General features: G+C 65.4%; 2 protein-coding genes. Both read right to left on the minus strand.

The annotated features are described in order from the left end of the window. Positions 1–125: 125 nt before the first annotated feature. A complete protein-coding gene (locus tag AAFP05_RS00800; protein WP_341727948.1) occupies positions 126–1,817 on the minus strand; it encodes a CocE/NonD family hydrolase in 1,692 nt (563 codons plus the stop codon). A gap of 95 nt (positions 1,818–1,912) precedes the next feature. Then, a complete protein-coding gene (locus tag AAFP05_RS00805; RefSeq protein ID WP_341727949.1) occupies positions 1,913–3,208 on the minus strand; it encodes an ISKra4 family transposase in 1,296 nt (431 codons plus the stop codon). Between the last annotated feature and the right edge of the window lie 597 nt (positions 3,209–3,805).

Below are 3,805 nucleotides of genomic sequence, written 5' to 3' on the forward strand. Positions count from 1 at the left end.
GAGTGAGGACGCCATCCCGGCGGCGTGGTCCTCCTCGGAGATACCCGCAGGAACGCCGTCAGCCCGGAACGTCAGCAGCGCTGGAGTGGCGCCGATCACCAGGGACGCCGTATCTGTCCGCGACATCACGCCATCGTACGCGGGATGACGGGGATCTCCAGGCTCGACGGTGCGCCGGGCGCCCAGACGATGGTGGCCTTGCCTGGTCGGCTCGGCTCGTAGTGGGTCGGGAAATGCCCGAAGAGCGGATTGCGCGGTTGCAGGTAGCGACCGGCGACCATCAGTCGCAGAATCTCACCCGCATGGAAGAGTGTCGCTGAGGGACTCAACGCGATGAGCACCTCGACCTCCTCGGCGTCGCGAATCGGCTGGAGCGTCCGGAACGTGTGCTCGGGCTGATGCGGCCTGCTGAGTCCGGCGTCGAGTTCGCGGAGGGCGAGCCTGAGCCTGCCTTGCGCGACGATGTCGCGGCCGTAGCCGTAGGAGCCCTCGAAGGGCACGGGTGTGTCGTGGCACCGCTTTTCGACCCCGACGAAGATTCGCGGATCTTTCGCGCCCGTCGTCCTCATCCGCAGCCGCAGCGTCATTGGACCGCTCAGTTCGGTGTCCTCGCTGAAGCGGTAGTCGAATGCTGCAGCGTTGTGCTTCAAGTCGAATGTGACCGCTCCCGCGAGGGGCTCGGTCTCGCTCAGCGCGCCGTCGGCGCCGAGGTAGAGGTCACGCCATCGGGTGCGGGCGATCGGCCACTCCTGCTCATCCCTGACCTCGACGACCAGGTCGCGGCGGTCCCGGATCTCCAGCCGCAGTCGGGGTAACTGGGCGGCGGGCTTCTCCCGTAGGTGCAGGTCGAAGAATGCGCGCTGCTGCTCCCGGGCCGGGTCGTCGTAGAAGGTGGCCCACTTGGGTCCGCGGTGCGTGGACGCATGGCGGTGTACAGAGGCGACCTGCTGGAACGCCCGCATCGATCCGACGCTGTGAAGGTTGGTGTCCGAGAAGCTGGTGCATACCAGGATCGGGACGGTGATCCTCGACAGGTCGGGCGTGATCGCTTCCCACCACTCGTCCCGCAGCGGATGCCTGCGACGCTCGGCGGCGAGGTTGGTGTCCAGTCTCGCCACCCGTGAGCTGAGAAACAGCCAGATGCGGGCGAAGCCGTTCTCGACGACACCTCCAGAGGTGAAGAAGTCGCGGTAGGCATCGGTGAACCCTTCCCACGGGCAGATCGCCTTCAGGGCAGGCGGGTTGAGGGCGGCGACCTTGTACTGCGACAGTGCCAGATACGACACGCCGAGCATGCCGACGCGCCCGTTCGACCACGGCTGCTCCCCCGCCCAGGCGATCACCTCCGCGATGTCGTCGGCTTCCTGATCGGAGAACAAGTTGCCGCGACCCTCCGAATGGCCCCCACCGCGGGTGTCCAGGTTGATGACCGCGTATCCATGCTGAGCCCACCAGACCGGGTCGGGTGCCTCCCAACTCGTCTGGTCAGAGATCCGCAGCGGAGCCGGCTGGTTCATGATCCGGAATTGCGGGTTGAGCGACCACCTGCCGCGCTTCTTGGTGGGAATCGCATCTTTGCCGTACGGATGCGCCGACAACAGCACCGGCAACGGTTCGTCTGTACCCGCAGGCCGGTAGAGGTTCAAACGCAACGTAACGCCGTCGCGCATTCGGGCGCTCAGATCTTCGTCCTTGCGTACATCGGACGGCATCTCGTACACGGTGATCGGCGGACGCAGGAAGGCTTTCGTCCGGTTACGCGCGTAGCCGGCGCGCCCGGGGCGCTTCCACGGTTTGTCCAGTCCGATCCGTTTCATGATCCCGCCTCCTGCGTCCGGGGCATCTGACTCAGCTGCTACTGAACAAGCCTCCACCACGATGCCCCCGCTGTCGACCCATGAGAGGGTGTGCGTCAGGTTTGTGGTGTGGGCCAGAGGGTGTGGTCGCGGTGTGATTGGTGGAGGGTCCGCAGGGCGAGGACGGGGTCGAGTCCTGGGATGGTCCAGTGCATGCCGGCGCGTTTGGCTCTCTGTTTGACGATGGTGTTGCAGGCTGATTCGACGGGGCCGGAGCCGATGTAGTAGCTGTTGGCGAGGAATTCGGCGTATTGCATGCGGTGGTGGTTGCCGGTGAAGTAGCCGACCTCGGTGTTGGCGGGTCGGGCCAGGGCGGGAGCGTTCTGGTCGAGGTTCAGTTTGTCGACAGCGGTTGCGATCGCGCTGGTGTCACCGAGATCGAGCTGGTCGGCGAGTGTCTTCTCCCAACTGGTGGGATCGTCGAGCAGCGGGGTGACGAGTTTGGTGAGGTCGGCGAGGTGTTCCCGGGCGTGGTAGTAGTCGACGATCTGGGTGGCCTCGGGAAATTTGGTGTCGGCGATATTCCAGATCCATCTGGCTCCGTCGCCTAGCACGATGGGTTGGCGGATCTGGTCGAGGCCGCGCCGCCAGTATTCGGCTTTCACGAGGTGCGCGAACCGCTCGGCTGGTTCGAACGTGGAAATGTAGGAGACCGAGCCCCGGTCTTGGAGGGGCTGCCCGCTGACCGGATCGACACCCGTTTGGGTGAACAAACAGCCGATCTTCACTTCCCGGGTGCCGGCCCGCTCCCCGGTTTTCCCTTGCCGGCCTTCGCATTCGCGGGGCAGCATGGGTGCCCCGGTGCCATCCATCACGACATAGCATTTGTCGGGCAGATGGGTGAACGCTGCGGCGGGCCCGCCGGGCCGGGCCGCTTCGAGTTCGGTACTGATCAGGTCACGGGCCCGACCGCCCTGGGTTTTCGTGGCCCGGCTGATCGTGGACGCCGACGCCAAGTCCAGGCCGGTCACCGTGGAGATGAACGCCCCCGACTTCGCATAAGGCATCTCGGCGCCGGCCAGCGCGCACGCCCTCGCCAATCCCGGGGACAGGCTCGTCCCGACAACACCGAGGCGTTCATCGGCCGGGACAAACCCCCGACGACAGGAATCGCAATAGTAGTAGCCGCGTGACAGCCGGAAACCACCGAGCAGGGTGCGCACCGTTTTGGGGCGGACCCCGGCCAGCCGGGCCCGATGCCCTTGGGGGCAGTCAACACCGGCCGGCGGATCTTCGGCTGCCAGGTTCACCACCCCAGCGATCACCGTGCGTCCGATCACGGCCGCTGATTCCTGCGCGGCCCGCTCGACGGCTTCCAGCACCACCGGCCGGCCGCCATCGACCAGATCCATACTCGCCCGAACCAGTCTCCTGGCCTCGCAGGCCGCTAACTCGGCGATCTCGTCTTCCAGTACGGCCAGCCGGGCCTGGTCTATCTCCTGGCCGCAGAGCCCCCTTTTTCCCCGCCCAGTGCGGGGACCACCGAACCAGCCGGTCTTGTCGCTGGTGGCGGTGTCCGGCCCGCCAGTTCACGCTCCGCCAAGATCGCGTTGATCTGATTGATCTGGCCGATCTTGAACGCGAACACCTCCGAACGCTCCACCTGGGCGCGGAAACGCTCCGCCCACCGGGCAGGGACCGTTTTCGACCGGGTCTTCCCGCCCTCATAGCGCACCCACAACAAACGAGGGCCATGACCCGGATCACCCTCACTGGCGCAATGACACGTCGGCTTCCCGCACTTCGACCACGTCTCATGCAACGAGCCCGGTATGAAATCCGCCAACAGCCCCACCTGCTGGGCCAACTCATCCCGCAACCTCACCAGCCTGCGTGTCGTCCACGACCTGTCAACACTCATAGCCACACCCCATTCTTGACTAGCACCTAATCAAGAATAGCAATCAACAAGCAGCAACACCCCACCAACACAACCACGACACACACCC

The sequence above is a fragment of the Brooklawnia sp. genome, assembly GCF_032229645.1.
GTDB lineage: Bacteria > Actinomycetota > Actinomycetes > Propionibacteriales > Propionibacteriaceae > Brooklawnia.

What these genes read in the sequence shown, in the direction of transcription:
- AAFP05_RS00800 (WP_341727948.1), bottom strand. Translation starts at nt 1,817, where the DNA reads ATGAAACGGATCGGACTGGACAAACCGTGGAAGCGCCCCGGGCGCGCC.
- AAFP05_RS00805 (WP_341727949.1), bottom strand. Translation starts at nt 3,208, where the DNA reads ATGGATCTGGTCGATGGCGGCCGGCCGGTGGTGCTGGAAGCCGTCGAG.